This is a genomic window from Rhizobium sp. ZW T2_16 (genome assembly GCF_044987325.1).
GTDB classification, from domain to species: Bacteria; Pseudomonadota; Alphaproteobacteria; order Rhizobiales; family Rhizobiaceae; genus Neorhizobium; species Neorhizobium cellulosilyticum.
Genome location: NZ_JBJDRG010000033.1, coordinates 1 through 26,741 on the forward strand (window position 1 = coordinate 1; position 26,741 = coordinate 26,741).

A 26,741-nucleotide genomic window follows, 5' to 3' on the forward strand; every position below is an offset into this window, starting at 1 on the left:
CCCGCCCCGATCTGATCTTGCAAGCGGGATCAGCCGCTCAGATCGGGGCTGGTCGGTGTGCCGTATGGCGATCAGTTGGACATTTCTATTTTGCAAATCGTCGGACATTTCAACCTTGCCGCCACATTGTATGTAGCCGGGGCAGATTCCATTTTCAAATGCAACGAGGACAATAATGGCCATGGTTTCAGGAGGATGGAATGGCCCGCTCCTTTGTGCAGCTGAGTTTGGACGAACGCCGCATCATTTCGCGTATGCATGAGAAGAAGATCAGTCAGGCCGAGATCGCACGTACCCTTCGCCGCGACCGGTCGACAATCTGCCGGGAGCTGCGACGGAATTTCTGGCACGACCGCGAGGTTCCGATCGCCGAAGGATACTGGCACGTCACAGCGCATGGAATGGCGTCTGACCGGCGGCGCAAATACCGCAAGCTCCTGCGTGACCCCAGTCTATGTGCAGCCGTTATCGATCGCCTCAAGGACGGCTGGTCGCCGGAGCAGATTTCCGGTCGGCTGCGGCTTGCCAGTGGCGCAACGGCTCGGCTGAGCCATGAGACAATCTACCAGTATGTCTATTCTCGGGAGGGTCAGGATCAGCAACTGGGCCGGCACCTGCCTGAGCGCCGCCGCAGGCGGCGGCCGCGATACGCACGCAAACCCAGAAGCCTCGTCTTTCCAAACGAATGCGCCATTCGCAACAGGCCGGAAGCGATCAATTCGCGAAGCGAGTTCGGTCACTGGGAAGCAGATCTGATGATCTTCAGGAAGGAGCACGGTGCCGCCAACATCACGACCGTCGTCGAGCGCAAGAGCCGCTATACCCTGCTGTTTCGCAACAACGACAGGCGATCGAAGCCAATCATGAGCCAGTTGATCCGCCATCTGGCGCCCCTGCCCGCGCTGGCCCGCCAGAGCCTGACATTCGATCGAGGGCTGGAGTTTGTCTCATGGCGCGAGTTGGAGCACGGCATGGGAACGGCAGCCTGGTTCTGCGACCCGCAGGCGCCTTGGCAGAAAGGGACGGTGGAGAATACCAACAAGCGCGTCCGCCGTTACCTGCCGCCGGAAACGATTGTGCTTGAGGTCAGCAATCAGGAGATCCGCTCCCTGTGTGACCGACTGAATGACACGCCGCGCAAGTGCCTGGGGTTTCAGACGCCGAAAGAGATGTTCGGCCGACATCTATTGGCTCTTGAACGGCAATGCATGTAGATTTTCGAGCAGCGTTGCATTCAAGCTGGAACCAACACGGCTGTTTAGTAATGCGACAGTTGGGCCAGTTAGAGATGCGACAGTCTCGCCTCTCGACGCACTGGTCAAAGCCAACGTTGGGAGCAAGGATGACGATCTTCAGCCTGGTCGAGACCATGAGCGATCGGAGTCGTCATGTCCTGTTTGATCACCATGTCGCAGAAAGAATTGCATCGCCTCGAGCTTATCCAGACGATCCGTGACGAACGCCTGACCGTCGTCGAGGCCGCCGAACGGCTCGACCTCAGTCGAAGCCAGGTCCATCGGCTGCTACAAGCCTATGACCGGGATGGTCCGGCCGGGCTCGTTTCCAGGAAGCGATCTCGTCCGAGCAACCGGCGCCACAGCGAGGAGTTTCGCAATGCGGCGCTGGATCTGATCCGCGAAGGCTATCTAGATTTCGGTCCGACGCTGGCGCGTGAGAAGTTGATCGAGCTGCACCGGATTTCTGTCGCCAAGGAGACGCTGCGGCAATGGATGACCGAGGCTGGCATCTGGATCTCGCGTCGGGAACGCAAGAAGCGGGTTTTCCAGCCACGCGGCCGACGTGATTGCTTTGGCGAGCTGGTGCAGATCGATGGCTCGCATCATTGGTGGTTCGAGAACCGTGGTTCCAAATGCACCCTGCTCGCCTATATCGATGACGCGACCGGCAAGCTGCTACATCTACGGTTTGCCGGATCGGAGAACACATTCGACTATCTGCACGCGACCAAGGCATTAGGCCGAAGACCCGTGAGTGGTCGGCCTTCCACGTTCGCTTTCAATCCTGAAATCGGTCGAGCAGCCTTTTCAGCTGCGCGTTTTGAATCACAAGTTTTTCAGAGAGACAACGTCTCAACTCGGAAATCTCCTGGTTGAGTTGAAAGATCTCTCCCTCAATTGTGCTTTCGGCCACTGGCTTCGCGGTGTGGGCTTCTGCAGGAAGCGTTGTCGGGAGATGCGCCACCGGCGCTTTTACGGAACGCTTCATCCGTTCCGGCTTCGCCGTCAGTTCAACAGGTCCAGTTTCTGCGACGTCGCTAACGGCAGAGTCATTGGGGTGATCTGGGTCAATATCATTCGCAGCCTCAATCGCTACTGCATTCTGCGCATCGTTCAAGGCAACGGTTTGTTCCGCATTTTCAGATGCTAGCTCGGCTGGCGTCAGCGGCCCGTTTTTCACTCGCTCCGCTGCTGGCGCAACCGTGTCTGTGCCGCTTTGCACAACGGTAGAGCCATCGAGGCCCGCATTTGCGATCGCTTGATCTTCGGCAGGACGATGCTCAATCGCGATAACGTTACGAGCCTTATCTCTTGATCCGGATTTCTGATCCTCAGGTGCTTTTCGCAACACCAAGTTTGAAAAAAATCTCCATGGTGTTCTCATCGGATCTCAACCTCATTATCTATGAGCGACACATATGCGGTCGCAATTTCAACGGTGCCGGGCTCAGAAGATGGAGCCCGGCAAACAGGTTCATCAAATGCCTTTGTTGAGAGGCCTTTGAGCTTTCTTACGCGTCACTTCTGGCCAAGGCGCTTGCGAAGGTCCGCGTTTTCATCGCGCAGTTTCATGGCCAACTGCTTACGCAGGTTTTTGTTCTCTTCTTCGAGCTTGAGCAAATCGGCGATATCGTCGATCGCTTCGACTGGAGCTGCTGCCTTTTTAGTTACCGAACGTGGTGCCTTCGCCGCCGGCTTCGTAACTTCGCTGGATTTGGCGGCTTTTGGGGCTGCAGCCTTTGTACCGCGCTTAGCGCGAGCAGCCTTGGCTGGTGCGTCAGCAACGTCGGGAGGAACAACAGGCGTTACCGCCTCTGCAACTACCTTCGGACGTCGCGGCGCGCGTGTCTTTTTTTCTGCTTTAGGTGCCGTGGTTTCAGGGGAAACGGCGCTCGTAATATTGCTCGTAATGTTCTCGTCAGCCATGAATGATCTCCTGTGTGGGCAGCTGCTTTTCACAACTCTGTTTATCGCATAGGCGAGGATTTGACAGAGCTACATTGCCGCTTACGCGAACAAGCTTGTGCGGCACTCACGCAATAGCAGTTTGCGGGCGCTGCCTCTGTATTTTTTTTGCGTGTGCTTACGCTCGCATTCTGCTACTGAATAATCCTGACGATAGCGCATTGGTCACCTGTACCTCATCGCATCAGAAATCTCGGCAAAGCCCTAGGCAGTGTCCCCATAAACGGGATTCATCTCGTTACTTCGTTCAGATGTTAAGGTGTTTCTCTTGGATCTCTATTTGCAGCCATGTCCTCCGTGTGCTGAAGTCTTTCATGCACACTTCGCAAGGTTCGAAGAGAAGCGCGATATGCGATCAAATTCCGCGCGTCTTCATCTTGAGCGGTCGGGTGAATCTCTTCCGCCGTGAGATCTCTTCGGCGGCTTACTATTTCGGCGATTCCCGCTTGATAGATAGCGATTTGCTCTTCGATAAATCTCTTCATGAAAACCCGGTGTTCTTGCCTATGGGGTGGTAGTGACATGAAGGTAGAGCCGATTAAGCCTCGTGTCTCGCCGGGGTTTACTCCACCGGAAGCCATGCTAGATGGCTTGGGCACGGGATGTCAAATCGCTGCCGCAAGCGACCGCATCGCATGGCGTTAAAAGCCCTGCTGCAGCTTTCGGATCGCAGCGGGGCCGAGGAACCTACCTTGAGATGGACAAAACAAGGTCGGTGGCTGAGAAACCGGAAACACTGAGAAAGGTTCCGCCACGCGCCCCGCCGCACCGGAGTACAGCTGACCGTTTTGTTCGAGCGCGAGCGGATCATGCTGGCGAAAACGGAGGTGACGCGTGGTGTGGTGGGGCGCTATGGCGAGACCTATGCCTATTCGTGCGGTCGGCTGAACGTACGTTGGAAGCGGTATTCCCTGCTTTATAAGGTGTTCGACAGAACGCGTTCCCAGCGCAAGCAGCACAGATTGAAGTTGCGCTTGAAGGTGCATTGCGATTCTCTAATATTCTACCGGTGGAATCAGTACATGTCGTCAATGAGCACTCTGGATAGCATTTTATTTGTAGCCCAGGCGGTCGGTGAAGCTCCTCTGTTGGTTGTACAGGCTCAATAACAAGCCGGTAAAGCGGTGGGCTCAGACCGTGGATCCGCAAACGCAGGAGGCTTGCGATGCCACCAAGATGAACCATTGACAAAAAACCTTCTGTGGTTGCCGCCCATAGTGCAAGAAGTTTTTGCCCATCTGAACGTGTGGTCGAGTGCGGTCTTCTGTCAGGCCTTTCATTGCAGCATTTCGCAAGACCGCTGGCCGGTATGGTGATCTGCGGATCAGATCTAAATCTGATGTGCGAGCTGCAACGCTCACAAGTTTTTCCTGGTTTTCCTGATCCACATCGGTTCGATCATTGCGCCCATTCAGGTCATCGACTTCTCATACCTCTTTCACCGGAAGCATCGTATTCTGCACAGCATCGATCATGCCGCTGCTGCCAATAGGTTCTCCCGGTAATCTTCCTTTTTCGTCAGCATGGCCCAGATTTTCCGCGCCATCTTATTGGCCAGAGCAATGGCGACAAGCATTTTCGGTTTACGTATCAGCATGCGTGCGAGCCAGGAGCCTGGCGTTGGTTTACGGCTCACCACTTGCACTTGTGACATGGCGCCGATGATCAAAAGCCTGCGGATGTCAGCCTGCCCCGGTTTAGACACACGACCAAGCCGCTCTTTGCCTCCAGAAGAGAATTGTCGTGGCACGAGGCCAAGCCAGGCTGCAAAATCACGACCAGACCGGAAGCTCGCCATTGCGGGTGCAAATGCTTCGATTGCCAGAGAGATCATAGGACCGACACCCGGCATGGTCTGAAGACGCTTTGTCGCAATGCCATTCCTGGAAGGTCAGTCAGTTGGGTCGTCTTCATCCTTGATGCGGTTTGTTTTTTCGTCGATCTGCACCAGAAGATCACGGCATTCTTCCCGCACAATACCCGGTAACTCTATCCCGTCATCGGCGATGATAGCATCAATGCGCTTGATATGGGCTATGCCCTGCGGAACGATCTGTCCAAAACTCATAGAGCACTGCTCGCAGCGCGTTCACCAGTTCAGTACGCTGATGAACAAGCCGTTCCCGTCCTCGTGGAGTGCCCCCCATTTCGCCGGACAGATCAGCTATTGAGACAATGATTTGATGAACTCCCTTGGGGAGGCCATTTTCAGCGCTGAGTGTGGATGGATTTCATTATAGTCTTCGATCCATCCGTCGATCTTCCGGAGAGCTGTTTCGGCGTCCGGAATGGGTGAGATGCGTATGTAGTCCCGCTTCAAGGTTTTGACGAAAGCCTTCGACATGCCGTTGGACTGAGGGCTGGCAACGGGCGTGAAGCATGGGATCAGGTTGAGCGCTTGAGCAAACAGCCTGGTCTCCCTCGCGGTGTATGCACTGCCGTTATCAGACAGATGTTCGATTGCGTGCGGGGCACTGGTTGCGTTGAAGCGCTTTTCGACGGCCTCCAACATCATGTCTCGAATGTCGGAGCCGGATATCCCGGCATTGGCGACGGCTGCCCATGAGATAATTTCCCAGTCAAACGCATCGATAATGAACGCGAGACGAACCACCTCGCCATTCCAGCAAGTGAACTCAAGCCCGTCCGAGCACCAGCGAGGTTAGACCGCATCACCATGACCTTGCGTCGTGGACACGAGCAATTCGCACCGCCGTGTGTTTCTCAAGGATCATGGCGTGATTGGCCATGATGCGATGCACTCGCTTGCGATTGACGACGGGCAGATCGGCGGCTCGCCGCTGCCTGTTGAGAAGGGCAGCGATCCGCCGATAGCCGTAGGTCGGCCGAGCATCCACAAGTCTGCGAATGGCAGGCAGCAGTTCGGCATCGTCCGCTTTGAGATACGGCCCACGCGGCTTGGACTTGCCTTTAAGACGCTCGACGAGATCCGAACGCGATACGCCCAGGACATCTGGTACCGTCTTCATCGGGAACCGTCCTTCGGCAACAAGATCGGCCGCGATATCGGTTTTTTTGAGTGGGCTTTGGAAAGAGCTTCGCGGAGAATCTCGTTCTCCATCGTCTTGCGCCCGAGGATGCGCTCAAGCTCGCGCACTCGATCTTCCAGCTTCTTCACGTCGGAATTGCCGATCACTGGCTCGTCAGAATCCACGGCCACCGCACCTCCCTCGCTTAGGAGCCTACGCCAGCGGTACAGAAGATTTGGCGCAACTCCATGTCGCCGAGCCGCAGAGGAAACGGTCTCCCCTTGGGCATAGCTTTCCTCGATGATCTGCAGTTTGCGTTCCGTTGTCCAGCGTCGCCGCCGGACGTCACCGATCATCAGATCAACCTGTCGAAACTCGTTAGACATAAGCTTATCCTCAAGCCTGTGCTTGAGCCTTCCTGCTTATGCTGAGTGTCCGGTCGAAAGTGGGGGCAGTTCACCTCGAAAGAGCACAGCCTTGGCTTGCTGGTCCTGCGTTTTTAGGTTCTACGAACCGCATTTCCGGCTGACGCGCCGCAATGGCGATCGCTTCGGCGTCGGCCATGTCATTTTTCTGCCGCTTTACGAATGGGCGAACGTATTGTGGCACAATCAGCCTCACCTCGTGGCTACAGGCCGTCAATTCTCGCGCCCAATAGTGAGCGCTGCCACAAGCTTCCAGAACGACAACGGAGGGCTGGATGACGCAGCATGAATTGAACGAACTGACCGCGCGACAACTTCTTGCGAAACTGCAGATCGCCCGTCATCGACGTCCCATGAAGCACGATGGTATTCATTGCCAGGTCAATGCCGATCATTGTATCCTTCATTTGCCGCTCTCCATTTCGTAGCTAGACTACACTTTTGGCACATTGATGCCGGGTGGGAAGGGCGGCAAACATCCCATCTGATGTGCGGAATCGAACCATCGACCGGAGATTTGCCGGTTTGCAAATCTTAGCAAAGTCCAGGGCTGGTCTTGTGGGCTGAAACCTTTCCGGCTATATTACCGGGAATAGCTGGGAGGTCGAAATGTCCAGTTCCCAGACCCGCGCAATTCAAAACTACAGATCCCGCTTGAGTGACCGTGGGCTCGCTCGTTTCGAGGTACTGGGCCGCGACGCCGATCCTGATCTCATCAGAATGTTAGCGCGCCGCCTCGCAGAAAATGGCCCGGAGTCCGCCAAACTACGTGCGGCTGTGAATGATACCATCAATGGTGAGCCACCCCAAAAAGGCGGAATTCTCGCAGCGCTTCGTCGCTCGCCATTTCTCGGCGCTAATGTTGAAATCTCTCGTCAGCGTGAAGAAGGTCGTGAGATCGATATTTAATGCGCTACCTTCTCGATACCAATATCCTGAGCAGGAAGCCGGAGCCATCGGCCGCTTTGATGACGTGGATGGCCGATCAGACCGACGAGGATCTTTTTATCGCTTCCCTTACCGTGGCTGAAATCCACAAAGGCATCTTGGAAAAGCCCGCCGGCAAGAAGCGAACTTCTCTGAAGACATGGTTTGTTGGTGATGATGGGCCGCAGCGTCTCTTTGCCAATCGTATCCTACCTTTTGACGAAACGGCAGCACTCATATGGGCGCGATTGATGGCCGAAGGAAAAGCAATCGGGCGATCACGCAGTGGCCTTGATACCATCATCGCGGCGACCGCCCAGGCGAACGGATGCATCGTCGTGACCGACAATGAGAAAGACTTTTACGGCATAGAGATATTCAACCCGCTTCGCACCGGCAAAGGCTGAGGAACAACTACCTTCCGACCAAGCCATTTTGACGACGCTGATGGGCAGCGCTGCGCTTTGTGCGCTCCGGCTGCCTCACGCCGGTCGCGAGGCCGCGCCCCGCACCTGACTTGGCCGCAACCACGGGCTCCGCCGTGAATTGCCCCTCCCCGGGTTCTGATCCGAGCTGATGTGCAGACAGCTCGGATCCTCGGGTAGCTTTCGGTGGCGGCCGCTGTCGATCGCCCAAGCCGGGCGCGACATAGCCCACCCGTCGGTGTCCATCGCGGAGCGATTTGGGCTTCTGACCACAAATTCCGTTGTGATCGATCGCGCGTTTGCCCACCCACACCAGCGCGATTTTCCGTTGAAAGCGTTGGGCGTCCGGCCGGGCCTTCCAGATGGTGGTTCACGCTCCGTCATGGCGATGAACCGGGATTGGCCGGAAGCAAGAGCACCGTCGATCACCAGATGCATTGCAAAGACGAAGCGGAGATCGCAGCCCACGTTACGGTGGGGCATCTCCGAAGTGATCAAATGCGCGCGTCGCCACGATAGACGTTTGGCTTCGCGCCCGTCAACCGGCCAAACACCTTCCGAAACGCTGCCGGATCCGTATAGCCGACCGCCCAGGCAATGCTCTCGACCGAACCATTTGTCGTCTCGAGCAACTGCCGCGCCTTCATGATGCGGACGTTCTGCAGATATTCGGTCAGCTTCAGCCGTGTCGCGCGGAAAAAGCGGCGCTGTAGCGTCCTTTCCGAAAGCCGCACGCTATCCGCCAGTTCACCGATCGATTTTTGCAGCTCCGGTGTCGCATGAAACTGATGCTGGACCTGCAGCACCTCCTTGTCGCCGTGATCGAAGCGCGGAAGAAACGCCTTGTACTGGCTCTGGCTGCGACGCGGCGGATCGACGACGAGAAACCGCGCCGTCTCCAGCATCACAGCCTGCCCGAGGAGCTTTTCGACAAGCAGCAGGCCGAGATCGGCCCAGGCGAGAATGCCGCCGGCAGTGATGACGTCACCATCGTCGATGATCATATTGTCGGGCGAGACGTCGATATTGGGAAACTGTTCGGCAAGCCTTTCGGCAAAAGCCCAGTGGGTCGTGGCACGCCGGCCGTCGATCAGCCCGGTGTCGGCAAGGACAAACGCACCGGCACAGATCGAACAGACGGTCACACCGCGCGCATGCTGGGACGCGAGCCATTGCGACGCGGGGCTCATGCTCTGCATTTTCTCCGGCATGATGATGCTCGGCGGCGCGATAACGTAGCTCAGCGAGTGCGCAATTTCGGGGTGTGAGTCCCATGTGCAGGACACATCTCCATCCTCCATCTTCCAGTAGCTGACGCGGATGGTGCGAAGGCTTGTCGGCGTCTGCAGGTTCGTCGACCAGTCGCTGGCGACGCGAAACAGATCGGTTAATCCATAGACGGCGGCCAACTGACAATCCGGGTAGACCAGCAGCCCCACCTCTATGAAATCAGCTTTTTTGCGTTTTGCCACTTTTGCCTCGGATAAAGTCATTTCCGCCACGTGTTTCTGCCAGAAGATCGCGATACCCTCTCCTTGTCAAATACGGAATTCGCAAACACAGCGCGACAGGAGAAATACAATGGCATCCGATACAGATCGGTTTTTCGTGTCGAGACGCAGCGTCCTGCTCGGGAGCCTCGCACTTGCCAGTGTGAGCATTCCGGCGCTCGCCTTCTCACACACCTCTTCGACTAACAGTTCATCACAAGGAGATATCGACATGGGCTTCGTTACAACCAAGGACGGCACTGAAATCTTTTACAAGGACTGGGGTCCGAAGGACGCACAGCCGATCGTCTTCCACCACGGCTGGCCGCTATCGTCGGATGACTGGGATGCGCAGATGCTGTTCTTCCTCTCGAAAGGTTATCGCGTCGTCGCCCACGATCGGCGTGGCCATGGCCGGTCGGCACAGGTCGCCGATGGTCACGATATGGATCACTACGCAGCCGACGCCTTCGCTGTCGTCCAGGCACTCGACCTGAAGAACGCGATCCATATCGGCCATTCCACCGGCGGCGGGGAAGTCGCTCGTTATGTTGCAAAGCATGGCCAGAAGGCCGGCCGCGTTGCCAAGGCTGTTCTCGTCGCTGCCGTACCGCCGCTGATGGTCAAGACCGCTGCCAACCCTGAGGGTTTGCCGATCGAAGTCTTTGACGGTTTCCGCTCGGCACTTGCCGCCAACCGCGCCCAGTTTTTCCGCGACGTTCCGGCCGGCCCATTCTACGGTTTCAACCGGGATGGCGCCAAGGTGCAGGAAGGCGTAATCCAGAATTGGTGGCGCCAGGGCATGATCGGTAGCGCCAAGGCCCATTACGACGGCATCAAGGCCTTCTCGGAAACCGACCAGACCGAAGACCTGAAGGCGATCACCGTACCGACGCTGGTGCTTCACGGCGAAGACGACCAGATCGTGCCGATTGCGGATGCGGCCCTGAAGTCGATCAAGCTTCTGAAGAACGGCCATATCAAGACCTATCCCGGCTTCTCGCACGGCATGCTGACCGTCAATGCAGACGTCCTGAACGAGGATCTGCTGGCCTTCATCAAGGGCTGAACCTGATCCGGTGTGGGTGATCCATGCCGCAGCCCTCTTGGGCCAATGGAGACACGGGAGGGGCGTCAGCGCCCCTCTTAGACGACCTCCACTAGGCAGGTCGCGCCCCGCCTCCGCGCAAGCACTGCCCCGACGCAGCCATGGGCGATATAGACAATGCATTTCCAGAAAGGGAATAGGACCATGGACCAATCAGTCAATTGCGTGGCGCTGCTGCGCTGAAAACGCCTACAGGACTGATTAGCGACGCGGTGAAGGACATCTCCGCCGGCGCAACCGCCGTGTTGGCGGATGTGTTCCCGCTCTATCTCAAAACCAAGAACTTCCACTGGCACATGTCCGGATCGCATTTCCGTGACTACCATCTGCTGCTCGACGAGCATGGCGACGAACTGTTTGCAATGACCGACCCGTTGGCCGAGCGCGTCCGCAAGGTCGGCGGCAGCACGCTGCGCTCTATCGGCGACATCTCGCGCAAGCAACGCATTGCCGACAATGACGCCGTTTTCGTCCATCCGCATGAAATGCTCGCCGAGCTGCGCGACAACAATGGTAGCCTTATCGCAAGCATGCGCTCGCTGCATAACGTCTGTGACGAGTATAACGACGTCGCGACCGCCAGCCTGCCCGAGAACTGGATCGATGAGACCGAGAAGCGTGTCTGGTTCCTGTTCGAGACCCTGAGCGACACCAACGGTTGATCGTTTGAACGTCGGGGATGCGGCAATCCTGTCCCGGTAGGATTACCGATTGCCGCTTTCCTCCCGATGAGTATTGATTTGACTATCAATCACTCACCCACGGAGTGGATGTCTCGCGGCATCCTGTCTAATGCGACGATTTTTGAACGAACAACCCCATCTCGCTATGGCCACCGTAATATGGGTCGCGGCCAGTGCGCTGTCGGTTCTGGTTCTCGCTGCCGTCGAATATCGGTCGGGTCGGCAGGAGCTCTTTGAGAGAGCAGGTAGCACCGAAACGCTTCTCGCCGAAAAACTGGCGCAGCACGATGCGCATCTGAGCGCGCTTGGCGCAATCGTCCGGATGTCGCCAGCAGAGCCGTCGCCGAGCATTCAGGGCCTGTCGGAAAACATTCTGGTCCGATACCCCCGTATCGTCGAAATCGCCACGTTCCGTCTCGACGCCGGTGCGGCGCGGATTTTCCGTTATGGCAAGCCCGCCGGAGCCACAGAGGAAAGCGGGCGCCCGCTCGCCGAACTACCAAAACTCTCTAATGTCGGCGATATCGCGAGCCGCGCCCTGCCCGGCGAGCAGGCCTACGATATCTTCAAGCTTGTCGAACCCGGCCGGGTCCTGCGTCTGCGGATTGATGCCAATGCGTTGCTGGACGGTGAGAGGGCATCCCGGGATTATTCCACGACGCTGACGTTGAACGACGAGACGCTCGCTGCACACGGTGGCACCGAGCGTGCGCTCCTGGCCGCCACGACAAGGATCGCGATGACGAGCCATACCCAACCGCTCCAGTTGGAAATCAGCCGGTATTTTGGCTTCGGTGAACTCGTTCCGCTTCGGTTGGCCGTTCCGCTGATAATCGGCTGGGCAGCGGTCATCTGGTTGGTTGCGTCCTATAGGGAAACCCAGGCCGAACGCCGTCGTCACGAGGCAAGGGCAGCGCTACTGAAGCAGGAAGCGATGCTCGCTCATGCAGGGCGCGTCAACGCTCTTGGTGAGATGGCCTCCGGCATCGCCCATGAACTAGCGCAGCCGGTGACAGCAATGCTCAGTCAGAGCCAGGCGGCAAGACGCGCCTTGGCCATCGGCCGCCAAGATATCCTCGAAAAGGCACTCGACGCCAACATTCGCGAAGCCAAGCGCGCGGGGGACATCCTCGGACGCATGCGGGCCTACATCTCGGGCGCGCCGGCCGATATCAAAATGGTCCCCCTCGATGAAGCGATCACCGAGGCCATGCGCCTCGTCGAAGCGGACATCAAAGCACGGGCCATCAGCCTCAATATGGTCATTTTCCCCGATCTGCCCGTCGTGCCGATCGATGTGGTTTCCTTTCAGCAGGTTATTCATAACCTCGTTCGCAACGCTGCGGATGCGGTCGCCAGATGTCCCTCTCCTCTCATTACACTGACAGCTCGGCGCGAAGGAGACGGCGTTGCCATTGAGGTCGCGGACAATGGGCCAGGCATCGAGACCGGCTCGCTCCATCGGATTTTTGAACCATTCTTCACCACAAAACCTGACGGGATGGGCCTTGGCCTGCCTCTATCGTCGCGACTGATCGAGCGCATGAATGGCAGTCTCGAGGCACATAATAACGGCGGCGCCACCTTCGTCATCCGCCTGCCACTGGGAGAGCCCGCATGATCTACCTCGTCGACGACGACCTCGCGGTACGAGAGGCCATGACGCTTCTGCTCGCCACCTACGGCAAAGAGGTCACGGCCTTCCCTGATGCCGCCCACCTGCTCGCCCATGTGGAAAAGTCGAAACCGGGAGTCATGCTCCTCGATCTCAGGATGCCTGCCATCAGCGGACTGCAGCTTCTGAAGAAGCTTGAGGATCTCGGCATCCGCTGGCCGGCCATCATGATCACGGGACACGGCGACGTGGAAGCATGCCGTCGCGCATTCAAGGCCGGCGTCGTCGACTTTCTTGCAAAGCCGGTCGATGAGCATCTTTTGATGGAAACGATTGCAACTTGCGAGGCCGCGCTCGACGAGCTTCTCATCTGCCACGAGAACAGTCAGTTGCTGAAGCATCTCACCTCTCGGGAACGGGAAGTGATTGAGCTCGTGTCCAAAGGATTTGGAAGCAAGGACATCGCGGCCGCGCTCGACGTGTCGGTCCGGACCGTCGACAGTCATCGGGCGAACATCGCAACGAAACTCGGAACACCGGCAGTCGCGGAGCAAACCCGCATCTGGCTCATGGCGCATCGGTAATGCAAGGCACGCCAACTGCCATTATTACTTAATACGAGCCAGCTGGCTCGAAAATGTTCGCGGCTCGGCTAGGCGTCGTCGAACATTCCAGTGGGTAGGCCATCCATGCTGTATGTATTCTTTTCCCGACGATAGACCTCGATACCATCCGGGCCTTTTGCAGCGGTCCATTGGTCGAGGCTTGGCCGTTCGGCTTTGTAGTCGAACAGAGGGACGCCGAAGCCGCAGGAGGTTTGAACCAGGTCGATGTCCAGCAGAATGACCTGCCGGGCTCCTGAGGGTTCCGAACCGTTGTAGTGGCTGATCAGGATATTCTCGTATTCGGGACTGTCGCGGCGGATGGCCCGCCCGCGACCGTAAAGGCGCAAGATCATCGGTGGCCCTTCGACCGCACAGAACATGATCGTCAGCCGACCATCCGCGCGCAAATGCGCGGCGGTCTCGTTTCCACTCCCGGTCCTATCCAGATAGACCACCGTATTTGCATCAACCACCCGCAGACAGCCCGTCTCCCTCGGCGAAATATTCACCCGGGATTGGCCGGTCGCCGAGGCTGTGAAGAAGATATGCTGCCGACCGATAAAGTCCTTGAGACGAGCGTCAATGCTCTCGAATTGCTTTGCCACGGCCGATGCGTCCTCTTGATCACAAATATGGAAGATAACCACCTAACCTGCAGGAGACCACGCCTCCGTAGGTGGCTGCAATGGTGTCACGGTAGGTTCAGGCCCAACCCGAGCATTCGGCTCAAGGAGAACGCGAAAAGCCCGACGGCAGCTAGCGCGATCGTAAACAACGCGATCACCTTGCCGCCGGTTTGCAGCAACGCTCGCGTCGTCCCCTTCTCTCCCTGGTCGTACTGCCATTTGACGGCGAAATACATCGCCACCCCCAAAGCGATAACCTTGAACGTTGCAAAGACTATAGGAACCCAGTCATACGGAAAACTCTCGTGCGAGAAAGCGGCCCAGGGGCGGCGGCTACTTCGTTCGACGCCCCCTGACATCGCGGGGTTAGTTGATGCGGGCGCTGACCTTTTCGATCGCCTCGTTTGCGCATGCCTCGTCCAGATTGCCGCCCGGTGCGCCTGCAACGCCGATCGCACCGATCGTATCCTTGCCGGCCTTGATCGGAACACCACCGGCCAGGACGAGGAAGCCCGGGATATCCGCCATCCCGGCAGCAACCGGGTTCTTGGAAACGTTTTCGGCGATCGCGCTGGTGGGATTGCGCGACGACGCCGAGGTGAAGGCCTTCTGCGTAGACGCATTGACGGTATGCGGACCTGCATTCTGGGAGCGCACCAGTGCAAGAAGGACACCCGACCGGTCGGTCACGGCGGCCGACACGTTGTAACCATCGGCGGTGCATGCAGAGACGGCCGCCTGAGCGATATCGACCGCGAGCGTGGTTGCGATGCTGGTCTGCTGCACAGTGTCCTGGGCAACCGAGGGGGCCGTTATAAGCGCGCTGGCGGCGAGAGCGATCAGAAGAGTTTTCATCTTGGCAACTTTCTTTCGGTTGTTGATGGCTGTGAGCTTACAGGGAGCCATGATGGGGTGAATTCGGGTGGTCACCGATTGGGATCGGTAGGATTACTGAGCCGCCTCGACGACCGGCAGCCTCGCTGACAACTCTTTGACCAGCACGCGCTCGTTCTCGGAATAGTCGATTGGAACTTCGACGAGATGCACGCCGCCCATCTCGAACGCGTCGTTCAGGGGCGATTTCAGATCCTCGATGTGCTCGACACGCGTGCCCTTTGCGCCTTAAGCCTCGGCGTATTTGACGAAATCGGGGTTTCCGAACGTCATCCCGAAATCGGTGAACCGATCGATCGCCTGTTTCCAGCGGATCATACCGTAGGCATCGTCCTTGATCAGGAGGATGACGAGGTTCAGCCGCAAACGCACGGCGGTCTCAAGCTCCTGGCTGTTCATCATGAAGCCGCCATCCCCACAGACCGCCATGACGCGGCGCGTCGGGTAAAGCATGGAAGCCATCATCGCTGAAGGGAGCCCGGCTCCCATCGTCGCCAAGGCATTGTCGAGAAGCAGTGTATTCGCGACATGGGTCCGGTAGTTGCGCGCGAACCAGATTTTGTACATGCCATTGTCCAGGGCAAGGATCCCGTCGGTCGGCATAACGGCGCGGACGTCGTGGACGATCCGTTGCGGCGTGAAGCGGGCTTCAAGCTCCCTGTCGGCGATGCGCGCGAGGATCCCTTGCCTGAGATAGATCAGCGCTTTTGCGTTTGGAAGCCTGCCCTCAAGCCGGTCCGCCAGGAGCTTGAGGGTGGGCCCGAGATCCCCGATCACCTCGGCCTGAGGGAAATAGACCTGCTCGACAGTGGCCGGCTGGTACCCGACATGAACGGCCTTCGCTCCGTTGCCATTCATCATGAAGGGAGGCTTTTCGATCGTGTCGTGTCCGATCGTGATGATGAGATCGGCCCGTTCGACGGCCTCGTGGACATAGTCCCGCTCGGAAAGAGCGGCAGTACCCAGATAGAGGTCCACGCCGCCTGGGCGAAAATTCGGCTGAAGGCGCTCCAAGCTCGGATTGCTGAGCTGGATCAAGCCAGAGTTGCACTCAAGCGCCTCGTGGGCGAGTGCGCGTCCGGAAGGACCGGGCCATGTCCGATCCTGTCATCCTTCGGCGTCTGAACAAAGCAGTTCGCCGAGGCGTGCTAGCCATCAACTATATCGCCCTCACGGTCCCGGATCGGTGGAATGAGCAAACGATCTCTCAACGGTCTCATCGCCAAGAGTTGCTTCAAAAGGCTGCGCCAGCTCTTCGCCTCCTTTTTGAAGCGCTTCGTCACGCGACGTAGCGGCTGGCCAGATTGCAATATCGATGATGTCCGGATCGACTGGGACGCTCTCATCCCTGCTGCCGTGAAATTCCATCCAGTTGATCTGGATCATGCAGTCAACGCTGTCCACGAGGAAAATAGGGCCGCATGGCAACGGATCGGGCAGCGAGGGGCTGGATATCGCGAACGACTTCGATGGAAACGAGGCTTGGGTTTGTTCTATGCGCGTCCACAGATTGCCGCTCATTGGCTCGGTGACCGGATGCTCCGGTTCGCTGTCATAGATTGCGATCCTGATATGTTGTTGAAGGCAGGACTGGGTGTAGACAACCAAACCACTGGGCATCACGGATAGGCTGCGCGTCTCCATCTCGGAAGTGATCTCGCCTGGTGGCGTGAACCCATCCTCAGCTCGGTCGACCAAGTAGAACTGGCCGTAGTCGGACTGCCAGGCGAAAGTCGCGCATCCTCGCAGCGATGATGACACGGTCTTGCTCCTATTTGACTAGCGTGAATGCCCGCCCAGTTATCCGAGGGGACGTTTCTGTATATGCGATGATAGCAGGCAACGTCCATCAGGCGATTGTCAAAGGCGAGCCCTCGAGTGGTCGCTTCCGTGTCCTGCGTCCCGACGGGTCAGCCTTGTCGCTGGTGTCGTTCGGTCGCTGCCTCCGTGACGATATCGGCGTTCCCACCTTTTACACAGAGGCTGTCATGGCAGCTTCGTCGCCTCAGGTCGCCGAAGGGAACGATGGTTTGGAGGCACATTGCCGTGCGGCGCTGGCGTTGGCGCAAGAAAGAGGCAACGAGCTCGCCATCCGCTATTTGTCCTCTGCTATCAATGTCGTCGCCTCGACGTCCCATAAGGCCTGACGGGAAAAAGGCTAGGCCGACAAGTCGTGTAGATCTGTGGTGATTGCGTCGCCCAAAGAGAATTCGGAGAACTGCACCTTCAGACCAGCACGTTCCGGCGTGCAGGCCATAGGTCCCACCATGTACTTCTCACCGCTCGGAAAAGCCGCTAGCCGCAGCAGAGGCCAGGTGCGGCCATCCGAACTCGCCTGGATTCTTGCGGCACCCTCCCTAAGAGTGATCCGGATGGTGAAATCTTCGAGATCGTCGAACGGCTGAGACACCGACCAGTCGGATGCACCGTTCGTTACCACGGTGGAGAGGAAGCGTTCGCCATCCGTGAATTCGACGCCAGTCTTGATCCAGCGATCTGCATCGATGCGCAACATAAGCCCAGCCTGGTCATAGAGCGACCGGAATTCACCTTGCACCCGCACTCTTGCCGTAAAGTCTCCGGTCGCAGGGATGCCGAGCATATGTCCGCTGTCCCGGTTGAAGCCATAATGCGTTTTCCGCCAGAAGTCCGTATTCTTGTCGGTTGTCATGGTGAGGGTGCTTGGAGACGCCTTCCAAACCGCTGGCTCGTTCAACCACATGCCGTATTCGAGATTTTTGTTCACTTCATCCCCTTCATTTGATCACCCACGTCAGCGCCCAGGAAATTCCTGACCTCAGATCAGATCTTTTCGCGTGTGAGCGAGATCGATCCTGGAGTTGTAGCCATGCTTTTGCGGTAGATGGAACAGTGGACCATGAGAAAAGGCGACTTGCCCTCCGCTGGACATCCAGCGGCCGGCCGTAGGCGCGCTCTGCCTTCAGACTAAAAGATCCTGTCCCTTCTAATGCCTAAGGTGCCCACGATTATCATCCACGTTGCCGAGGGACGAGTGAAAATGACGGTCTGGTCTAGTAAGTACAACCCAGCGCAATCTGAATATTCATTGCATTTGCTGCGTGGGCACTGGGTTAAACAATGCTGCAACTCCCATGATAAGTAATGCTTATCGATGGTAGTTGATCTGGAGTCGCAAATCACTGAAAATCGCTGCTAAACGCCGGTCATCAAGGCCGCATGAATCCGTCTTTTGGAGCGCCCATGACCAGGAAATCGTTGGACGCCGTCGAGCGCCGCGCCGAAGAACTCGACACCATCGCCGCCGTCCTGCCGCTCGAGCGCCGCGACGAGCTCGCTGAGCTGTTGACCGATAAGGACGTCGAAACGCTGCGCCATCTCGTCAACCAGGGAATGGGCGACAATACGCTGAGAGAGCTGACCTCCGACCTCGCCTATCTTGAAGCCTGGGGCCTGGCTGCCACCGGACAGTCCCTGCCCTGGCCGGCGCCCGAGGCGCTGCTGCTAAAGTTCGTCGCCCACCATCTGTGGGACCCGGAGAAGCGTGCGTCTGATCCTCATCACGGCATGCCCGATGGTGTCGACGAAAACCTTCGCCGCCAGGGTTTCCTGAAATCCACCGGTCCGCACGCGCCCGACACGGTGCGGCGCCGGCTGGCCAGCTGGTCGACATTGAGTAAGTGGCGCGGTCTCAACGGCGCTTTTGCCTCCCCTGCCCTCAAACAGGCGATCCGGTTGGCTGTTCGTGCCGTTCCCCGGACGCGCCGTCGTAAAAGCGCAAAGGCGGTCACAGGCGATATCCTTCAAAAGCTGCTGGTGACCTGCGCGGATAACAGCCTGCGCGACATTCGCGATCGGGCGATACTTATGGTAGCATTCGCCGCGGGTGGTCGTCGACGCAGCGAGATTGCCGGCCTTCGTGTCGAGCAATTGACAATTGAGCAGCCGATCGAGGTGGAAGACGGCCCTCCCCTCCCCTCTCTCGCCATTCATCTCGGCCGGACGAAAACAACCACGGGCGAACAAGATGAGATCGTCTACCTGACGGGCCAGCCGGTGGAGGCGCTCAATGCCTGGATGGCAGCCGCAGCTATTGAAAAGGGCAGCGTGTTTCGGGGGATTGGCAAGTGGAATACCGTTTCGAAGCGGGCGCTCGACCCGCAGTCGATCAATGCCATTCTCAAGCAGCGAGCCAAAATGGCCGGGCTGGAGCCAAGGGAGTTCTCCGCGCACGGGTTGCGGTCAGGGTATTTGACCGAGGCGGCAAACCGGGGCATCCCGCTCCCAGAGGCGATGGAGCAATCACGCCATCGATCCGTGCAGCAGGCTTCGAGCTACTATAACAACGCTGTACGGCGAAGCGGTCGAGCAACCCGATTCCTAACATAATTGATTTTTTCCTTGCAATTGCGGAATACAACTCCATAAATGCAAGGATGATTGAACGAAGAATTGAAACCGAACTCCGACATCTGGTAGACGAAAGTCCTGCTGTTGCACTGTTGGGGCCCCGCCAGGTCGGCAAAACAACGCTAGCAATCAATATTGGCGAAAACCGGCCCTCGATTTATCTCGATCTGGAGTCGGAGGCGGATCGGGCCAAACTAGCGGAACCAGAACTCTATCTTGCAAGCCATGATGACAAGCTGGTCATCCTTGACGAAGTTCATCGTCTGCCAAACGTGTTCCAGATTCTGCGGGGCTTGATCGATCGCCATCGCCGTGCCGGACGGCGCACTGGCCAGTTTCTGTTGCTTGGCTCGGCTTCGATCGACCTCCTCAAACAATCCGGAGAAACATTGGCTGGCCGCATTGCCTATCTTGAAATGCAGCCCGTCGACGGGCTCGAAGTGCCGGAAGACGCGCTCGAGAGGCTTTGGCTGCGGGGGGGATTTCCCGACAGTTTCCTCGCTTCCAGCGACCGTGCAAGTATGCGCTGGCGACAGGATTTCATTCGCACCTATCTCGAACGCGATATCCCGCTTCTCGGGCCGCGCATTCCCGCCGAGACGTTGAGGCGGTTCTGGACCATGCTGGCACATCACCAGTCTGGTCTTCTCAACGCAGCCGAACTCGCCCGTTCGCTGGGGGTAGATGGCAAAACCGTCGCTTCTTACCTCGATCTTCTTGTCGACCTGCTACTGGTGCGTCGTCTCGAACCCTGGCATGCCAATGTCGGCAAGCGGTTGGTCAAATCACCCAAAGTCTATGTCAGGGACAGCGGCATCGCCCATGCGCTGCTTGGGCTTGGAAGCGCTGAACAATTACTTGGTCATCCAATTGTCGGCTCCAGTTGGGAGGGCTTCGTGATCGAAACACTGATCGCGTCCTCGCCAGATGGCACAATGGCCAACTTCTACCGTACAGCGGCCGGAGCCGAAATCGATCTCCTGCTAACCCCTCCAGGCGAAAAGCCCTGGGCGATAGAGATCAAGCGAAGCCTTACCCCGAAACTCGAAAAGGGGTTTTATCTTGCCTGCGAGGATTTGCAGCCGCAAAACCGGATCGTTATCTATCCCGGTCAAGAGTCCTTCCCTCTTGCAAACGGTGTGACGGTAATGTCCCTCTCTGCCGCAGGTCGCCTATTGCTTGACCGATAGCCAAATATTCGATGATGGGTACAGTGTGCAGGCCAGCTTAATTCCTCGGCACTGTTTCCTCTAAACGTCTGATAACGTTGACTTATCGGACGTATTTCTCATTATAAAGAAATGGCCCAAATCATCGAGCAAAACACCGAAATCCACGTCGAGGACACCTCAACGCCGTTTCTCAGCACGGGGGCCGGCCATGATCTTTCCGCGCCGCAGGTCCTGGGGCAAAGCCCCCTCCCCTCCCCCGCCGGCAACAATCATCCACCAGACCATCTCGTCAGCCTCGCCGATCGGGCTCGGACCTACGTCGAAGCCGCCAGCTCCGCCAACACGCGCAAAGCCTATGCCGCGGACTGGAAGCACTTTTCTGCCTGGTGCCGCCGGTCCGGCCTCACCCCCCTCCCCCCACATCCACAAACCGTCGGGCTTTACATCACCGCCTGCGCGTCGGGTGCGGCCGAACGGGGGATCAAGGCGAATTCAGTCTCAACTATCGAAAGGCGTCTTTCGTCGCTGTCGTGGAACTATGCCCAGCGCGGATTGACCCTCGATCGCAAGGATCGCCATATCGCCACGGTACTGTCCGGCATTCGCAAAACTCATGCCCGGCCGCCGGTGCAGAAAGAGGCGGTGCTGGCCGAAGATATCATCGCCATGATCGAAACGCTCGATCGCGGCACGCTCCGGGGCCTGCGGGATCGGGCCATGCTGCTGATCGGTTATGCGGGCGGTCTTCGGCGGTCAGAGATCGTTGGTCTCGATCTCAAAGCCGACCAGACCGAGGACGGTCGCGGCTGGATCGAAATATTCGATCAGGGCATGCTCGTCACTCTGCGGGGCAAGACCGGATGGCGGGAGGTCGAGGTCGGCCGAGGTTCCTCCGACGCCACGTGCCCAGTCGCGGCCGTCGAGACCTGGATCAAGTTCGCCAGAGTGGCGCATGGCCCCCTCTTCCGCCGCGTCACAGGACAGGGCAAGGCGGTTGGATCCGAACGATTGAATGACAAGGAGGTAGCCCGGCTTGTGAAACGATCGGCGATCGCTGCCGGCGTTCGCGGCGATCTCAGTGAGATCGAGCGGGCTTTCAGGTTTTCCGGCCACTCATTGCGCGCCGGCCTCGCCTCCTCTGCCGAAATCGACGAACGCTACGTTCAAAAGCAGCTTGGCCATGTATCGGCGGAGATGACGCGCCGATATCAGCGGCGGCGTGATCGCTTCCGGATAAACCTAACCAAAGCTGCTGGTCTATAGCGGCGGCCATCAGCGCGGGTCGCAAAATTACCTATTTCGCGAAGTTACGCAAAATCGAAACTAAAAGCGGGAGTTTTGCGACAATGAGGTACTCGTCAGCGCTCTTCTCGGACCATCGCGAGCGCAGCTGCGAGGGTCATGTCGCGGCCAGCGGCCAGATCGGCGCCGGTCGGCGTGGCGACCATGTCGGGCATAAGCAATCCGGCCGGCACCATCTCGCGAGAAATCTCCGGTGGCGTCAGAACGGGGTCGGCCTTTCCTTCGGCCCAATCGTGCCAGCCGTCCGAATAGCGGATCGATAGGCCGGACCGCGGCAATACCTCGGTGCCGCCCTCGGCGTGAAAGGCCGCCGCGTCCCCCATCTCCTCGCCGACGAGACGACCACCCGCGTGGAACTTTAGCAGCGCCGCGGCGACGAGCGCCGCCGAGAAGGTGAACTTGTCGACCAACACCGCGAGCGCCGCCTCGGGAGCGATCTTCGGTAGGTCGCGCGCGAAGGTGGCGGCGCCGAAGAAGTCGCCTCCCGGGTTGCCGCGCAGATCGACCACGAGACGGCGGGCACCCCGGATTTCTGTTGCGATGGCCGTCAGTTGTGCCACGGTTTCCGGAGGTGGCGCGGCACTGAGATCGCCGATCCGGACATAGGAGACTTGCCCAGCAAGCTGACGGAGGAAGGTCCCGCGTCTTGCCTCGCCGACTTCGGCGATCCCTTGGTGGGCGATCAACTGGTCTGCAACTCCGCGCTCTGCCACAGGATAGAGCGCCTCCGCTGGAACCGTGTCGGAAGTGGCAAGCTCAACCAGATCTCCGCCGACGGTCACAAGGCGGTAAACCGGGGTCGGCACGCCGGTTACCAGCGCGACAGCGGGCGGCCAGGCCAGCATGAATCCGGCCAGCGCCCGCGCCCTCTGATCTGTACCAGCAAGGTAGGGGCGCAGCCTAGCGAAGATTTCCGCGACCGAAATGCCATTCACCGCGAGAAGCTGAGCGCCCGCTTCCGGTCCCTCGACGAGGCACGGCCCGTTTGCCAGCCACACTAAGCGCACCGGCGCCACCTGGACTGCAGCATTCGCGATGGCTCGGCTGTGGCCATTCCGGCCGAGCGCCAGCGTTCTCATCGCTTCTAGCCGGAAATCGTCTATCGTGTCGGCTTGAGCAAGACGCGCCTCGGCGGCATCGAGGACGGTCGCGGCGACACCTTGAAACGCGGTGTCCTTCGCGGCAATTTGTCGGATACGGAAGGCTTCGTAATCGAGCATGCCGACTTTTAGCAATCGTGGGGGGAGCTTTCCACCTCTTTGGCCCGATACCAAACCGATTATGCCTGCTGATGGCGCGAGCCGGAAGTCGACTCTCGGCCTGAAACGGTCATGCAGCTATAGACCCGTGCATTCATTTTAGCGACCATGTGGCCCACACGGCGGACTGCTGCCAAATTGCGCATACCATTGTAAGGCCTTTTTGAGCGATATGATTTCAGTTCGCGAGAGTTTTGCGACCTCAGAGGAGCGACTTGCCTCAGGAACACCACTGCATTCTCTGAAGTATGCTTTCATCACCGTCCCGTTGACGAAGACAACTTTGTTAAGATCGACGCAGTTCGTAGGTCCAGAGGAAACGACTTTCCCCTCATCGTCACAGCTTTGCGTGTAGTGGTATCGAGCTGCATAAGTTGACAGCGATTGTAACGCAGCGTCTTGGGTGAACATGCAGCAGAAGGCATACGCGATGCTCGCAATTACCGCGAAGAGCGTGGCCAGTCGTAGCATACCCTGACCCAAGGTGGGGCTAACTTCTTCGCTTTGCATCAATGAACTCTAGGAAGACAATCAGTAAAACAATCTCACAATTGTGGCCGTGCCAGATATTGAACGCAACATTCTCACAGTCCTTGTGGCATTTCACCGACGCTCTGTCATGGCCGCAATTGGCGCGTAGCGGAAGACCGCAATCGGGGCCAACGCGGGCTCTCGATTAACGACGTAGTCTTTCTCCATCCGTTGTGGTACGCGAGCTTCGTTGCCACGCCTGTTTCTCATCCCAATGGAATTCTATTGATGAAGTGCTTGCGCATCTACGCCTCGCCGGATGGCGAATCTCATTTTGATGAAATCGATTTGCCGACGACTAAGCGATCAGTTCATCCTGATGCTGTTGCTTTTGATGTTACAGCCAGCTACCTAGCCTCTCGCGTCCGCATCACTCATATCCCGGCCGGAATGCGAGAAGTTACATGGCATAAGGTTCCGGAGCCCGTACTTACGGTAAGGCTTGATGGATCAGTAAAATACGAGACAAGTGACGGCGAGGTTCGCCATGTTTCGGCAGGCAGCTTCGTGCTGGTCGAAGACACGCATGGCAAAGGTCATCTGTCGCGACACTCCCCGGAAGCTCAGACCGTCATCTGGATTTCATTGCCCGACGGGCTTGAACTGCCACCTCCGTAATATCCGCACTTGGCGCGAAGCAGAAGTCGGCATCCGGCCCGAAACGGTCATTCAGGTCGGCTAGTGTCGATGGAAGCCACCACTTTGATCTCGACGACCGCACCTATCCGGCGCAATCCTGCGACCTCAACCGCAGTCCATGCAGGGAAGGGTTCCGACACATATTCGGAGCGCACGTCGCAGAACCTGTCGAAGTGATCACGCAAGCCGATATGGTAGCTCGTCATCTCCACGACAGAGCCGAAGTCTAATCCGGCCTCTCGAAGAACAGCATCAATTTTTTCGAACGCCTGCCGGAACTGTTCTTCCAGGTCCACCGGTATCGTCCCGTCCGGCGCTGGATCAACGACCGGATGTCAGCGAGGGACCGCTAGTTTAGCCAGCGCCCTGATCGTTTTCCGAATTCAAGTCCTGAGGCTTGATACCATCATCCGTCTGCTCGTTGGATGAGCCCGCGGACGACCCGACACCGCCACCATGGTCCGCCGACCAGGTTTGTGGAAGGCCAGTGTTCTTGAGCGCTTCGCTCGCCTCCCGCCAATGGCGTTCTTGCTGGCCCTCGGGCCTCCCCTCTGCCTCCCAGCGCGCGTAAGCGTCTTCACGAATTCTATCTTCGTCTGACATCTGAGGTCCTCCTGAACTCATAGGAAACGGCGGTTGACTTCGTTGCTGATCATCGGGATCGCGACGGCGGTGGCAGTAGGCAGCTTGAGCGCCCGGATCAACTGTCCTAATGCGAAAGTGACGGCGATCGTCGCGGCAATCCTGAGCCAAGCGTGCTCTTTCTCAGGCGTGAACTCGACATCGGACTGGCTATGAATAGCAACCAGCTTCTCCTTGAGATCGGCGACCTCAGCGCGCAGTCGGCGTACCTCCTCGAGGGCGGCGTTCTCTCCCATCGGCGGGCTGGTCTGTTGAGCGGGGGGTGGGTTCATTGCGTTTCTCTCCTGCCTTCTGGAAAGGCCCAACGCTCAAGCCTCCGAAAAGATGCAGGTGATCTTCGGGTTCTGACGACGGCCGCCTTCATCTGTCCTGAAGTCCCGGAACCATCACACTTGGAACATACCTCGCGGTCGACCCGTTCAATGCCCCGGGAGAATGGGAGGGCAAATGCAATCCAAGGAGAAATTTCCATGCAGCGTTTCGTGGACAAGGTCGTCGTCGTAACTGGGGCTGGCTCGGGCATCGGCAAGGCGACCGCCGAGCGCTTCTTGAACGAAGGCGCGAAGGTCGCTCTGGTCGGCCGCACGAAGTCCAAGCTGGAAGACGTAGCGAAGCCGTATCCTGAAAGCCAAGTTCTCGTGATTGAAGCCGACGTATCAAACGAAGAGGATGTCAATCAGCTCGTCCTCGCGGCGTTAGAGAAGTTTGGCCGCCTGGACGTGCTGGTCAACAACGCTGGTGTGGTTACCCAAGGTGATGTCGGATCGTTGTCGACGGACGATTGGCGCAAGGTCATGGCCACCGATCTCGACGGCGTTTTCTACGCCTCTCGGGCGGCCATCCCGCATCTCAAGACATCCAAAGGCTCCATCATCCACGTGGGTTCAGTATCTGGAACTGGCGGCGACTGGGGAATGGCCGCTTACAATGCGGCCAAGGGTGCGGTCACCAACCTGACCAGGGCGATGGCAATGGATCACGGCAAAGATGGCATCAGGGTGAACGCCGTTTGCCCGAGCTTCACGAAGACCGGGATGACGGAAGACATGGTAGACGATCGGAAGCTCATCGACAAATTCAATGAGCGATTTGCGCTTGAAGGTCCTGGGAAGCCCGAGGATGTCGCAGCCGTCATCGCCTTTCTGGCAAGTGAAGATGCCCGGTTTGTAACCGGGGTAAATCTTCCGGTGGATGGTGGGATGTCTGCCTCGAATGGCCAGCCCCCACAATAAGGAGAAACCGAATGCCTGGGACGTTCAGCACCATCTAAATTGTTGCCTTCGACCTTGACGATCGCAAGCGGGCCGTCCGGGTATTCGAGCCTCGAGTAGCTACCAACGAAGTACGGGCGATCGAGGAAGCCGAAGACCTGGCGCGCCAGCACGCAGGTGTCGTTGTTTGGCGACGGGACGGCGATCCAGTCGATGGCGAGGAAAATCGTGGTTTTCAGCGTGGGCAGGATCGGAGTGTTCGATTGAGCCTCTAAGCAGCACCGCGAACTCATTCCCGAAACTCTGCCTTCTACTCGCGTTGCAAGCTGCAAGACGCTGATGCCGGAAAAATTGCGCTTTCGACGAAGCAAATATTTTCTGGCTACCCCACAACCAACGGTGGGTCGCACCACTTAACCAGTCGCAGCGGCCTAACCTAGATTGCCGCTGTGCAGCGGGCAGCGGCTCCTCTAGCGGACGACCGGAACAATCGATGTCGCCGAGCTGTTTAGCCTATGTGCCGCTGCACCTCCCGTAGATCTCACTTCATAGACGACTGAAAGAGCGGCGAACCAACGCTTTCATGCTGCCGTTGGATGTAAGCG

The 26,741-nt window shown here is 58.0% G+C and carries 28 protein-coding genes and 5 pseudogenes; 14 read left to right on the top strand and 19 right to left on the bottom strand.

Going from position 1 to position 26,741, the window contains the following annotated elements; translation table 11 throughout:
- On the bottom strand, positions 1 to 183 hold a 183-nt coding region (locus tag ACI3K0_RS28970; protein WP_404946842.1), incomplete at its 3' end, for a hypothetical protein.
- Positions 184 to 200: 17 nt separating this feature from the next.
- Between ACI3K0_RS28970 and ACI3K0_RS28975 the strand changes: the two genes are divergently transcribed.
- Together ACI3K0_RS28975 and ACI3K0_RS28980 are read left to right on the top strand one after the other, a co-directional pair.
- Positions 201 to 1,214, top strand: a complete 1,014-nt coding sequence (locus tag ACI3K0_RS28975) for an IS30 family transposase (protein WP_404946843.1) — start codon at positions 201 to 203, stop codon at positions 1,212 to 1,214.
- A 174-nt stretch (positions 1,215 to 1,388) separates the two neighbouring features.
- Positions 1,389 to 1,973, top strand: a pseudogene (locus ACI3K0_RS28980) (helix-turn-helix domain-containing protein); the annotation flags it as partial.
- 43 nt (positions 1,974 to 2,016) lie between these two features.
- Here the strand turns inward: ACI3K0_RS28980 and ACI3K0_RS28985 are convergent.
- Complete coding sequence (locus ACI3K0_RS28985) at positions 2,017 to 2,622, bottom strand: hypothetical protein (RefSeq protein ID WP_206829456.1); 606 nt, start codon at positions 2,620 to 2,622, stop codon at positions 2,017 to 2,019.
- Between the two features lie 134 nt (positions 2,623 to 2,756).
- A complete protein-coding gene (locus tag ACI3K0_RS28990) occupies positions 2,757 to 3,164 on the bottom strand; it encodes a SyrB-like regulator (RefSeq protein ID WP_404946844.1) in 408 nt (135 codons plus the stop codon).
- Between the two features lie 800 nt (positions 3,165 to 3,964).
- On the opposite strand from ACI3K0_RS28990, the pseudogene ACI3K0_RS28995 reads away from it, so the two are divergent.
- Positions 3,965 to 4,162, top strand: a pseudogene (locus ACI3K0_RS28995) (ISNCY family transposase); the annotation flags it as partial.
- A gap of 512 nt (positions 4,163 to 4,674) precedes the next feature.
- On the opposite strand, the gene ACI3K0_RS29000 reads toward ACI3K0_RS28995, so the two are convergent.
- The 5 genes and pseudogenes from ACI3K0_RS29000 to ACI3K0_RS29020 form a co-directional block, all read right to left on the bottom strand.
- Positions 4,675 to 5,037 (bottom strand): transposase, encoded by a 363-nt coding sequence (locus ACI3K0_RS29000; RefSeq protein WP_404946845.1) that lies wholly within the window; start codon positions 5,035 to 5,037, stop codon positions 4,675 to 4,677.
- A gap of 57 nt (positions 5,038 to 5,094) precedes the next feature.
- The gene (locus ACI3K0_RS29005) at positions 5,095 to 5,271 is read right to left on the bottom strand and encodes a hypothetical protein (RefSeq protein WP_206829459.1); all 177 of its coding nucleotides are present in this window, start codon (positions 5,269 to 5,271) and stop codon (positions 5,095 to 5,097) included.
- A gap of 96 nt (positions 5,272 to 5,367) precedes the next feature.
- Positions 5,368 to 6,579 (bottom strand): annotated as a pseudogene (locus ACI3K0_RS29010) (IS3 family transposase).
- A 112-nt stretch (positions 6,580 to 6,691) separates the two neighbouring features.
- Positions 6,692 to 6,892: pseudogene (locus ACI3K0_RS29015) on the bottom strand (IS110 family transposase); the annotation flags it as partial.
- Positions 6,822 to 7,025 (bottom strand): hypothetical protein, encoded by a 204-nt coding sequence (locus tag ACI3K0_RS29020; RefSeq protein ID WP_404946846.1) that lies wholly within the window; start codon positions 7,023 to 7,025, stop codon positions 6,822 to 6,824. The pseudogene ACI3K0_RS29015 and the gene ACI3K0_RS29020, both read right to left, overlap by 71 nt.
- A 202-nt stretch (positions 7,026 to 7,227) precedes the next feature.
- On the opposite strand from ACI3K0_RS29020, the gene ACI3K0_RS29025 reads away from it, so the two are divergent.
- On the top strand, positions 7,228 to 7,527 hold the full coding sequence (locus ACI3K0_RS29025) for a hypothetical protein (protein ID WP_206829460.1): 300 nt from the start codon (positions 7,228 to 7,230) through the stop codon (positions 7,525 to 7,527).
- Complete coding sequence (locus ACI3K0_RS29030; protein ID WP_404946847.1) at positions 7,527 to 7,952, top strand: type II toxin-antitoxin system VapC family toxin; 426 nt, start codon at positions 7,527 to 7,529, stop codon at positions 7,950 to 7,952. The genes ACI3K0_RS29025 and ACI3K0_RS29030 overlap by 1 nt, the downstream gene beginning before the upstream one ends.
- Before the next feature lie 512 nt (positions 7,953 to 8,464).
- Here ACI3K0_RS29030 and ACI3K0_RS29035 read toward each other — a convergent pair.
- On the bottom strand, positions 8,465 to 9,442 hold the full coding sequence (locus tag ACI3K0_RS29035; RefSeq protein WP_353654298.1) for a GlxA family transcriptional regulator: 978 nt from the start codon (positions 9,440 to 9,442) through the stop codon (positions 8,465 to 8,467).
- A 250-nt stretch (positions 9,443 to 9,692) separates the two neighbouring features.
- On the opposite strand from ACI3K0_RS29035, the gene ACI3K0_RS29040 reads away from it, so the two are divergent.
- The 4 genes from ACI3K0_RS29040 to ACI3K0_RS29055 all read left to right on the top strand — a co-directional run bounded on the left by ACI3K0_RS29040 (position 9,693) and on the right by ACI3K0_RS29055 (position 13,450).
- Positions 9,693 to 10,529, top strand: coding sequence for an alpha/beta fold hydrolase (locus ACI3K0_RS29040; protein WP_148148776.1), 837 nt, complete (start codon positions 9,693 to 9,695; stop codon positions 10,527 to 10,529).
- Between the two features lie 200 nt (positions 10,530 to 10,729).
- A complete protein-coding gene (locus ACI3K0_RS29045) occupies positions 10,730 to 11,230 on the top strand; it encodes a Dps family protein (protein ID WP_404946848.1) in 501 nt (166 codons plus the stop codon).
- A 142-nt stretch (positions 11,231 to 11,372) separates the two neighbouring features.
- Positions 11,373 to 12,872: a sensor histidine kinase gene (locus tag ACI3K0_RS29050; protein WP_404946849.1), complete on the top strand. Its 1,500-nt coding sequence runs from the start codon at positions 11,373 to 11,375 to the stop codon at positions 12,870 to 12,872.
- A complete protein-coding gene (locus ACI3K0_RS29055; RefSeq protein ID WP_404946850.1) occupies positions 12,869 to 13,450 on the top strand; it encodes a response regulator transcription factor in 582 nt (193 codons plus the stop codon). The genes ACI3K0_RS29050 and ACI3K0_RS29055 overlap by 4 nt, the downstream gene beginning before the upstream one ends.
- Positions 13,451 to 13,518: 68 nt before the next feature.
- On the opposite strand, the gene ACI3K0_RS29060 is transcribed toward ACI3K0_RS29055, so the two are convergent.
- From ACI3K0_RS29060 to ACI3K0_RS29085, 6 genes and pseudogenes are all read right to left on the bottom strand, one after another.
- Positions 13,519 to 14,076, bottom strand: coding sequence for a pyridoxamine 5'-phosphate oxidase family protein (locus ACI3K0_RS29060; protein WP_148148764.1), 558 nt, complete (start codon positions 14,074 to 14,076; stop codon positions 13,519 to 13,521).
- 86 nt (positions 14,077 to 14,162) lie between these two features.
- On the bottom strand, positions 14,163 to 14,333 hold the full coding sequence (locus ACI3K0_RS29065) for a hypothetical protein (protein WP_404946851.1): 171 nt from the start codon (positions 14,331 to 14,333) through the stop codon (positions 14,163 to 14,165).
- 130 nt (positions 14,334 to 14,463) lie between these two features.
- Complete coding sequence (locus ACI3K0_RS29070; protein WP_148148763.1) at positions 14,464 to 14,952, bottom strand: heme-binding protein; 489 nt, start codon at positions 14,950 to 14,952, stop codon at positions 14,464 to 14,466.
- A gap of 93 nt (positions 14,953 to 15,045) precedes the next feature.
- A pseudogene (locus tag ACI3K0_RS29075) lies at positions 15,046 to 15,978 on the bottom strand (thiamine pyrophosphate-dependent enzyme); the annotation flags it as partial.
- A gap of 183 nt (positions 15,979 to 16,161) precedes the next feature.
- Positions 16,162 to 16,752: a hypothetical protein gene (locus tag ACI3K0_RS29080; RefSeq protein WP_148148762.1), complete on the bottom strand. Its 591-nt coding sequence runs from the start codon at positions 16,750 to 16,752 to the stop codon at positions 16,162 to 16,164.
- A 397-nt stretch (positions 16,753 to 17,149) separates the two neighbouring features.
- The gene (locus ACI3K0_RS29085) at positions 17,150 to 17,713 is read right to left on the bottom strand and encodes a DUF1349 domain-containing protein (RefSeq protein ID WP_148148775.1); all 564 of its coding nucleotides are present in this window, start codon (positions 17,711 to 17,713) and stop codon (positions 17,150 to 17,152) included.
- A gap of 500 nt (positions 17,714 to 18,213) precedes the next feature.
- Between ACI3K0_RS29085 and ACI3K0_RS29090 the strand changes: the two genes are divergently transcribed.
- From ACI3K0_RS29090 to ACI3K0_RS29100, 3 genes are all read left to right on the top strand, one after another.
- Positions 18,214 to 19,359, top strand: coding sequence for a tyrosine-type recombinase/integrase (locus ACI3K0_RS29090; RefSeq protein ID WP_404946852.1), 1,146 nt, complete (start codon positions 18,214 to 18,216; stop codon positions 19,357 to 19,359).
- Positions 19,360 to 19,406: 47 nt separating this feature from the next.
- On the top strand, positions 19,407 to 20,570 hold the full coding sequence (locus tag ACI3K0_RS29095) for an ATP-binding protein (RefSeq protein ID WP_206829465.1): 1,164 nt from the start codon (positions 19,407 to 19,409) through the stop codon (positions 20,568 to 20,570).
- 111 nt (positions 20,571 to 20,681) lie between these two features.
- On the top strand, positions 20,682 to 21,815 hold the full coding sequence (locus ACI3K0_RS29100) for a site-specific integrase (protein ID WP_206829466.1): 1,134 nt from the start codon (positions 20,682 to 20,684) through the stop codon (positions 21,813 to 21,815).
- 95 nt (positions 21,816 to 21,910) lie between these two features.
- Here ACI3K0_RS29100 and ACI3K0_RS29105 read toward each other — a convergent pair whose 3' ends face one another.
- Positions 21,911 to 23,074: a hypothetical protein gene (locus ACI3K0_RS29105; RefSeq protein ID WP_206829467.1), complete on the bottom strand. Its 1,164-nt coding sequence runs from the start codon at positions 23,072 to 23,074 to the stop codon at positions 21,911 to 21,913.
- Between the two features lie 798 nt (positions 23,075 to 23,872).
- Between ACI3K0_RS29105 and ACI3K0_RS29110 the strand changes: the two genes are divergently transcribed.
- Positions 23,873 to 24,262 carry a hypothetical protein gene (locus ACI3K0_RS29110; protein ID WP_206829468.1) on the top strand — a complete coding sequence of 130 codons (390 nt, stop codon included), beginning with the start codon at positions 23,873 to 23,875 and terminating at the stop codon, positions 24,260 to 24,262.
- A gap of 47 nt (positions 24,263 to 24,309) precedes the next feature.
- Here the strand turns inward: ACI3K0_RS29110 and ACI3K0_RS29115 are convergent, their stop codons facing one another.
- The 3 genes from ACI3K0_RS29115 to ACI3K0_RS29125 are packed head-to-tail and all read right to left on the bottom strand — an operon-like array spanning position 24,310 to position 25,197.
- Positions 24,310 to 24,579 (bottom strand): Rid family hydrolase, encoded by a 270-nt coding sequence (locus tag ACI3K0_RS29115; RefSeq protein WP_404946853.1) that lies wholly within the window; start codon positions 24,577 to 24,579, stop codon positions 24,310 to 24,312.
- Between the two features lie 58 nt (positions 24,580 to 24,637).
- A complete protein-coding gene (locus ACI3K0_RS29120) occupies positions 24,638 to 24,886 on the bottom strand; it encodes a DUF2934 domain-containing protein (RefSeq protein WP_148148749.1) in 249 nt (82 codons plus the stop codon).
- Between the two features lie 17 nt (positions 24,887 to 24,903).
- Positions 24,904 to 25,197, bottom strand: coding sequence for a hypothetical protein (locus ACI3K0_RS29125; RefSeq protein WP_148148748.1), 294 nt, complete (start codon positions 25,195 to 25,197; stop codon positions 24,904 to 24,906).
- Between the two features lie 198 nt (positions 25,198 to 25,395).
- On the opposite strand from ACI3K0_RS29125, the gene ACI3K0_RS29130 reads away from it, so the two are divergent.
- The gene (locus ACI3K0_RS29130) at positions 25,396 to 26,157 is read left to right on the top strand and encodes an SDR family NAD(P)-dependent oxidoreductase (RefSeq protein WP_148148747.1); all 762 of its coding nucleotides are present in this window, start codon (positions 25,396 to 25,398) and stop codon (positions 26,155 to 26,157) included.
- Positions 26,158 to 26,741 lie beyond the last annotated feature (584 nt).

Excerpts from the sequence above, each read along its gene's own strand:
- ACI3K0_RS28975 (WP_404946843.1), top strand. The coding sequence starts at position 201 with ATGGCCCGCTCCTTTGTGCAGCTGAGTTTGGACGAACGCCGCATCATT.
- ACI3K0_RS28985 (WP_206829456.1), bottom strand. The coding sequence starts at position 2,622 with ATGAGAACACCATGGAGATTTTTTTCAAACTTGGTGTTGCGAAAAGCA.
- ACI3K0_RS28990 (WP_404946844.1), bottom strand. The coding sequence starts at position 3,164 with ATGGCTGACGAGAACATTACGAGCAATATTACGAGCGCCGTTTCCCCT.
- ACI3K0_RS29000 (WP_404946845.1), bottom strand. The coding sequence starts at position 5,037 with ATGATCTCTCTGGCAATCGAAGCATTTGCACCCGCAATGGCGAGCTTC.
- ACI3K0_RS29005 (WP_206829459.1), bottom strand. The coding sequence starts at position 5,271 with ATGAGTTTTGGACAGATCGTTCCGCAGGGCATAGCCCATATCAAGCGC.
- ACI3K0_RS29020 (WP_404946846.1), bottom strand. The coding sequence starts at position 7,025 with ATGAAGGATACAATGATCGGCATTGACCTGGCAATGAATACCATCGTG.
- ACI3K0_RS29025 (WP_206829460.1), top strand. The coding sequence starts at position 7,228 with ATGTCCAGTTCCCAGACCCGCGCAATTCAAAACTACAGATCCCGCTTG.
- ACI3K0_RS29030 (WP_404946847.1), top strand. The coding sequence starts at position 7,527 with ATGCGCTACCTTCTCGATACCAATATCCTGAGCAGGAAGCCGGAGCCA.
- ACI3K0_RS29040 (WP_148148776.1), top strand. The coding sequence starts at position 9,693 with ATGGGCTTCGTTACAACCAAGGACGGCACTGAAATCTTTTACAAGGAC.
- ACI3K0_RS29055 (WP_404946850.1), top strand. The coding sequence starts at position 12,869 with ATGATCTACCTCGTCGACGACGACCTCGCGGTACGAGAGGCCATGACG.
- ACI3K0_RS29065 (WP_404946851.1), bottom strand. The coding sequence starts at position 14,333 with ATGTATTTCGCCGTCAAATGGCAGTACGACCAGGGAGAGAAGGGGACG.
- ACI3K0_RS29070 (WP_148148763.1), bottom strand. The coding sequence starts at position 14,952 with ATGAAAACTCTTCTGATCGCTCTCGCCGCCAGCGCGCTTATAACGGCC.
- ACI3K0_RS29085 (WP_148148775.1), bottom strand. The coding sequence starts at position 17,713 with ATGTGGTTGAACGAGCCAGCGGTTTGGAAGGCGTCTCCAAGCACCCTC.
- ACI3K0_RS29090 (WP_404946852.1), top strand. The coding sequence starts at position 18,214 with ATGACCAGGAAATCGTTGGACGCCGTCGAGCGCCGCGCCGAAGAACTC.
- ACI3K0_RS29095 (WP_206829465.1), top strand. The coding sequence starts at position 19,407 with ATGATTGAACGAAGAATTGAAACCGAACTCCGACATCTGGTAGACGAA.
- ACI3K0_RS29100 (WP_206829466.1), top strand. The coding sequence starts at position 20,682 with ATGGCCCAAATCATCGAGCAAAACACCGAAATCCACGTCGAGGACACC.
- ACI3K0_RS29105 (WP_206829467.1), bottom strand. The coding sequence starts at position 23,074 with ATGCTCGATTACGAAGCCTTCCGTATCCGACAAATTGCCGCGAAGGAC.
- ACI3K0_RS29110 (WP_206829468.1), top strand. The coding sequence starts at position 23,873 with ATGAAGTGCTTGCGCATCTACGCCTCGCCGGATGGCGAATCTCATTTT.
- ACI3K0_RS29120 (WP_148148749.1), bottom strand. The coding sequence starts at position 24,886 with ATGTCAGACGAAGATAGAATTCGTGAAGACGCTTACGCGCGCTGGGAG.
- ACI3K0_RS29125 (WP_148148748.1), bottom strand. The coding sequence starts at position 25,197 with ATGAACCCACCCCCCGCTCAACAGACCAGCCCGCCGATGGGAGAGAAC.
- ACI3K0_RS29130 (WP_148148747.1), top strand. The coding sequence starts at position 25,396 with ATGCAGCGTTTCGTGGACAAGGTCGTCGTCGTAACTGGGGCTGGCTCG.